The organism is Lysobacter antibioticus HS124 (assembly GCF_000336385.2).
GTDB classification, from domain to species: Bacteria; Pseudomonadota; Gammaproteobacteria; order Xanthomonadales; family Xanthomonadaceae; genus Lysobacter; species Lysobacter firmicutimachus.
Map to the genome: position 1 here is coordinate 1 of NZ_HG424487.1, position 6212 is coordinate 6212.

2 tRNA genes and 3 rRNA genes are annotated in these 6212 nt (G+C 55.4%); all 5 read left to right on the plus strand.

Going from position 1 to position 6212, the window contains the following annotated elements:
* The first annotated feature begins 946 nt into the window (after positions 1–946).
* A 16S ribosomal RNA gene (locus tag TX83_RS09505) occupies positions 947–2491 on the plus strand.
* A 103-nt stretch (positions 2492–2594) separates the two neighbouring features.
* Positions 2595–2670, plus strand: a tRNA-Ala gene (locus tag TX83_RS09510).
* An 18-nt stretch (positions 2671–2688) separates the two neighbouring features.
* A tRNA-Ile gene (locus tag TX83_RS09515) sits at positions 2689–2765 on the plus strand.
* Between the two features lie 250 nt (positions 2766–3015).
* Positions 3016–5880: ribosomal RNA gene (locus tag TX83_RS09520) — 23S ribosomal RNA — on the plus strand.
* Between the two features lie 169 nt (positions 5881–6049).
* A 5S ribosomal RNA gene (rrf, locus tag TX83_RS09525) occupies positions 6050–6164 on the plus strand.
* The 16S, 23S and 5S rRNA genes sit together here with 2 tRNA genes alongside, the layout of an rRNA operon.
* The last annotated feature ends 48 nt before the right edge of the window (positions 6165–6212 follow it).

Genomic DNA, 6212 nt, shown 5'->3' on the forward strand with positions numbered 1-6212 from the left:
TCCGGGCCTGGCGGTGAATTTGCGGACCGATCCGCTGCCGTCCTGCCAGTAGCGCCCCTGTCGCGCTTGGCGGGTGAGGTCAGCAAGCAGTAGCCCGACCCCGACGGCGGGCGGCAAAAAAGCGGTCGCTCGTACGGGGTGACTCGATGGTTCGAAAAAACTTCGCTGAAGTGGCGCGCGACCTCTTCCCAAGCCCTATTCATGTCTGCATAATGTGCGGCTCCCCGGGACGAGTTGGATTGTTCCGGAGAGGCGCGGAAAGCGGCGGTTTCGATGCGTGTTGACGGATCGGAAACAGGCTGTAAGATGCGCGGCCCGCAGGCAGGAAGATCGCCGGTGGGAAGCGCGGAAGGCAGCGGTTTCGATGCGTGTTGACGAATCGAAAACAGGCTGTAAGATGCGCGGCCCGCAGACGGTTCGTCGGGTGCGGGGAAGGCGCAAAAACAGCGGTTTCGGTGAGTGTTGACGAACTGAAACGATGCTGTAAGATGCGCGGCCCGATCGGCGGTTGGGTGGTTGATCGGAGCGCGGTACGGCAGGCGGTTTCGGCGGGTGGTTGACGAAACGAAGCGATGCTGTAAGATGCGCGGCCCGATGAGGCGGACGCTTCGGAAAACGAAGGGTTCGGGCGAAACGGGAAGCAGCAAGAAGTTCGCGAACAGGTGTTGACGTTCACGAAAACTGCTGTATAGTGTGCGGCTCCCTCGGGCACTTCGGTGGCGAGGACGGAACAAGGCGCTGAGGCCGGTTCCCGAGATCTTTGACAGTGTGCGCAGGTGACTTGTGCGGGCGTCTGGCGAGTGGATGGTTGTCCATCTTGCAGACGTTCGTAACAGAGTCCAAATCAATTCAATAGCAGCATGCAAATGCAGCGATCGAGTAATTGGCCTGGAACGAAGTCTGCACTCAAAGCTTTGATGAAGCCGCAAGGTGGAGTCGAAAAATTTAAGTGAAGAGTTTGATCCTGGCTCAGAGTGAACGCTGGCGGCAGGCCTAACACATGCAAGTCGAACGGCAGCACAGGGGAGCTTGCTCCTTGGGTGGCGAGTGGCGGACGGGTGAGGAATACGTCGGAATCTGCCTATTTGTGGGGGATAACGTAGGGAAACTTACGCTAATACCGCATACGACCTACGGGTGAAAGTGGGGGACCGCAAGGCCTCACGCAGATAGATGAGCCGACGTCGGATTAGCTAGTTGGCGGGGTAAAGGCCCACCAAGGCGACGATCCGTAGCTGGTCTGAGAGGATGATCAGCCACACTGGAACTGAGACACGGTCCAGACTCCTACGGGAGGCAGCAGTGGGGAATATTGGACAATGGGCGCAAGCCTGATCCAGCCATGCCGCGTGTGTGAAGAAGGCCTTCGGGTTGTAAAGCACTTTTGTCCGGAAAGAAAAGCTTAGGGTTAATAACCTTGAGTCATGACGGTACCGGAAGAATAAGCACCGGCTAACTTCGTGCCAGCAGCCGCGGTAATACGAAGGGTGCAAGCGTTACTCGGAATTACTGGGCGTAAAGCGTGCGTAGGTGGTTTGTTAAGTCTGATGTGAAAGCCCTGGGCTCAACCTGGGAATGGCATTGGAAACTGGCTTACTAGAGTGCGGTAGAGGGTAGCGGAATTCCCGGTGTAGCAGTGAAATGCGTAGATATCGGGAGGAACATCCGTGGCGAAGGCGGCTACCTGGACCAGCACTGACACTGAGGCACGAAAGCGTGGGGAGCAAACAGGATTAGATACCCTGGTAGTCCACGCCCTAAACGATGCGAACTGGATGTTGGGAGCAACTTGGCTCTCAGTATCGAAGCTAACGCGTTAAGTTCGCCGCCTGGGAAGTACGGTCGCAAGACTGAAACTCAAAGGAATTGACGGGGGCCCGCACAAGCGGTGGAGTATGTGGTTTAATTCGATGCAACGCGCAGAACCTTACCTGGCCTTGACATCCACGGAACTTTCCAGAGATGGATTGGTGCCTTCGGGAACCGTGAGACAGGTGCTGCATGGCTGTCGTCAGCTCGTGTCGTGAGATGTTGGGTTAAGTCCCGCAACGAGCGCAACCCTTGTCCTTAGTTGCCAGCACGTAATGGTGGGAACTCTAAGGAGACCGCCGGTGACAAACCGGAGGAAGGTGGGGATGACGTCAAGTCATCATGGCCCTTACGGCCAGGGCTACACACGTACTACAATGGTAGGGACAGAGGGCTGCAAACCCGCGAGGGCAAGCCAATCCCAGAAACCCTATCTCAGTCCGGATTGGAGTCTGCAACTCGACTCCATGAAGTCGGAATCGCTAGTAATCGCAGATCAGCATTGCTGCGGTGAATACGTTCCCGGGCCTTGTACACACCGCCCGTCACACCATGGGAGTTTGTTGCACCAGAAGCAGGTAGCTTAACCTTCGGGAGGGCGCTTGCCACGGTGTGGCCGATGACTGGGGTGAAGTCGTAACAAGGTAGCCGTATCGGAAGGTGCGGCTGGATCACCTCCTTTAGAGACTAAAGACAGCAAATTGCTCGTCGGACGTCCGCACAAGTGACCTGCACTCAGAGTTCCTCGCCGCCAAGGGGTGGCGAAGGAGCCGTCCCGTTTCGATGGGGCTTTAGCTCAGCTGGGAGAGCACCTGCTTTGCAAGCAGGGGGTCGTCGGTTCGATCCCGACAAGCTCCACCACCAGCCAGTCAGTACATTGGGTCTGTAGCTCAGGTGGTTAGAGCGCACCCCTGATAAGGGTGAGGCCGGTGGTTCGAGTCCTCCCAGACCCACCACCCTGACGGAGCGAGCGGCACAACTCTGAAATGCGCACACACATAAAGATTTGAAACTTCTAAGGCGTTGAAGCCGGTGAAGTGTTCTTTGAAAACTGGAATGTAGCGAGCGTTTTGAGACGGAATGTCCAGACGTGTCGTAGAGGCTAAGGCGAGTGTCGAGAGACACTTTATTAATTGAGTCGTTATATTCGAGTCCGGGCTTTGTACCCCTGGACCCGTATGGCTCCGAGGCGACTTGGGGTTATATGGTCAAGCGAATAAGCGCACACGGTGGATGCCTTGGCGGTCAGAGGCGATGAAGGACGTGGCAGCCTGCGAAAAGCGTGGGGGAGCTGGCAACAAGCATTGATCCCGCGATGTCCGAATGGGGAAACCCACCTAGCAATAGGTATCCTGCAGTGAATACATAGCTGCTGGAAGCGAACCCGGAGAACTGAAATATCTAAGTACCCGGAGGAAAAGAAATCAACCGAGATTCCCTAAGTAGTGACGAGCGAACGGGGACTAGCCCTTAAGTTGCATGAGTTTCAGCAAAAGAATCTGGAAAGATTCGCCGTAGAAGGTGATAGCCCTGTATGCGAAGGGGCTCATGCGATGAAATCGAGTAGGGCGGGGCACGAGAAACCCTGTCTGAACATGGGGGGACCATCCTCCAAGGCTAAATACTCCTGACCGACCGATAGTGAACCAGTACCGTGAGGGAAAGGCGAAAAGAACCCTGGTGAAGGGAGTGAAATAGACCCTGAAACCGTGTGCGTACAAGCAGTAGGAGCCCTTCGGGGTGACTGCGTACCTTTTGTATAATGGGTCAGCGACTTACTGTTCGTGGCAAGCTTAACCGTATAGGGGAGGCGAAGGGAAACCGAGTCTGATAAGGGCGCATAGTCGCGGGCAGTAGACCCGAAACCGGGTGATCTAGTCATGCCCAGGGTGAAGGTTGAGTAACATCAACTGGAGGCCCGAACCCACTCCCGTTGCAAAGGTAGGGGATGAGGTGTGATTAGGAGTGAAAAGCTAATCGAACCCGGAGATAGCTGGTTCTCCTCGAAAGCTATTTAGGTAGCGCCTCATATGTATCCTCTTGGGGGTAGAGCACTGTTATGGCTAGGGGGTCATTGCGACTTACCAAACCATGGCAAACTCCGAATACCAAGACGGACTGTATGGGAGACACACGGCGGGTGCTAACGTCCGTCGTGAAAAGGGAAACAACCCAGACCCACAGCTAAGGTCCCAAATTCATCGCTAAGTGGTGAACGATGTGGAAAGGCACAGACAGCCAGGAGGTTGGCTTAGAAGCAGCCACCCTTTAAAGAAAGCGTAATAGCTCACTGGTCGAGTCGGTCTGCGCGGAAGATTTAACGGGGCTAAGCGATGAACCGAAGCTTGGGGTGCACACTTATGTGTGCGCGGTAGAGGAGCGTTCCGTAAGCCTGCGAAGGTGGATTGAGAAGTCCGCTGGAGGTATCGGAAGTGCGAATGCTGACATGAGTAACGATAATGCGGGTGAAAAGCCCGCACGCCGAAAGCCCAAGGTTTCCTTGCGCAACGTTAATCGACGCAGGGTGAGTCGGCCCCTAAGGCGAGGCAGAAATGCGTAGTCGATGGGAAGCAGGTTAATATTCCTGCACCTCGCGTAAGTGCGATGGAGGGACGGAGAAGGTTAGGCAGGCCAGGCGTTGGTTGTCCTGGTGAGAGAGTTGAGGCGGTGCCCTTAGGCAAATCCGGGGGCGCAACGTTGAGACTAAGGACCGGTCCATTAGGACTAGGCTGCTGATATCACGCTTCCAGGAAAAGCTCCTAAGCTTCAGCTTACGCAGACCGTACCGTAAACCGACACAGGTGGGCAGGATGAGAATTCTCAGGCGCTTGAGAGAACTCGGGTGAAGGAACTAGGCAAAATAGCACCGTAACTTCGGGAGAAGGTGCGCCCTCCATGGTGAATAGCTGAGGGGGGCCGCAGTGACCAGGCCGCTGCGACTGTTTATCAAAAACACAGCACTCTGCAAACACGAAAGTGGACGTATAGGGTGTGACGCCTGCCCGGTGCTGGAAGGTTAATTGATGGGGTTAGCCGCAAGGCGAAGCTCTTGATCGAAGCCCCAGTAAACGGCGGCCGTAACTATAACGGTCCTAAGGTAGCGAAATTCCTTGTCGGGTAAGTTCCGACCTGCACGAATGGCGTAACGACAGCGGCGCTGTCTCCACCCGAGACTCAGTGAAATTGAAATCGCTGTGAAGATGCAGCGTTCCCGCGGCAAGACGGAAAGACCCCGTGAACCTTTACTATAGCTTTACACTGAACGTTGAGTTCGTCTGTGTAGGATAGGTGGGAGGCTATGAAACCATGGCGCTAGCTGTGGTGGAGCCATCCTTGAAATACCACCCTGTCGTGCTTGACGTTCTAACCTAGGCCCGTAATCCGGGTCGGGGACCGTGTATGGTGGGTAGTTTGACTGGGGCGGTCTCCTCCCAAAGTGTAACGGAGGAGCACGAAGGTACGCTCAGCGCGGTCGGACATCGCGCACTGTGTGCAAAGGCATAAGCGTGCTTGACTGCAAGATCGACGGATCAAGCAGGTACGAAAGTAGGTCTTAGTGATCCGGTGGTTCTGTATGGAAGGGCCATCGCTCAACGGATAAAAGGTACTCCGGGGATAACAGGCTGATACCGCCCAAGAGTTCATATCGACGGCGGTGTTTGGCACCTCGATGTCGGCTCATCACATCCTGGGGCTGTAGTCGGTCCCAAGGGTATGGCTGTTCGCCATTTAAAGTGGTACGCGAGCTGGGTTCAGAACGTCGTGAGACAGTTCGGTCCCTATCTGTCGTGGGCGTTGGAGATTTGAGAGGGGCTGCTCCTAGTACGAGAGGACCGGAGTGGACGAACCTCTGGTGTTCCGGTTGTCACGCCAGTGGCACTGCCGGGTAGCTATGTTCGGAAGCGATAACCGCTGAAAGCATCTAAGCGGGAAGCGCGCCTCAAGATGAGATCTCCCGGGAGCTCGACTCCCCTAAAGGAACCATCAAGACTAGGTGGTTGATAGGCAGGGTGTGTAAGTGGAGCAATCCATTGAGCTAACCTGTACTAATGATCCGTGTGGCTTGACCATATAACCTCAAGTGGCCTTGGACTCGACGACGCGTCGACACTCCATACCCAACACTGACTCGCTACATTCCAATCTATTCGCCGACAACGCCGCAATTCGCGTTGAAAGCAACCAACGAGAGCGTGTGCGCTGCTTCTTTTCAGCGAAGCTTGCGACCCTCCACCCTCTCCCTGGTGATAATAGCTGTGTGGAACCACCCGATCCCATCCCGAACTCGGAAGTGAAACGCATACGCGCCGATGGTAGTGTGGCTCAAGCCATGCAAGAGTAGGTCATCGCCAGGGGCTTTACCCAGAAGGCCGGATCCCAACAGGATCCGGCCTTCTTCTTTT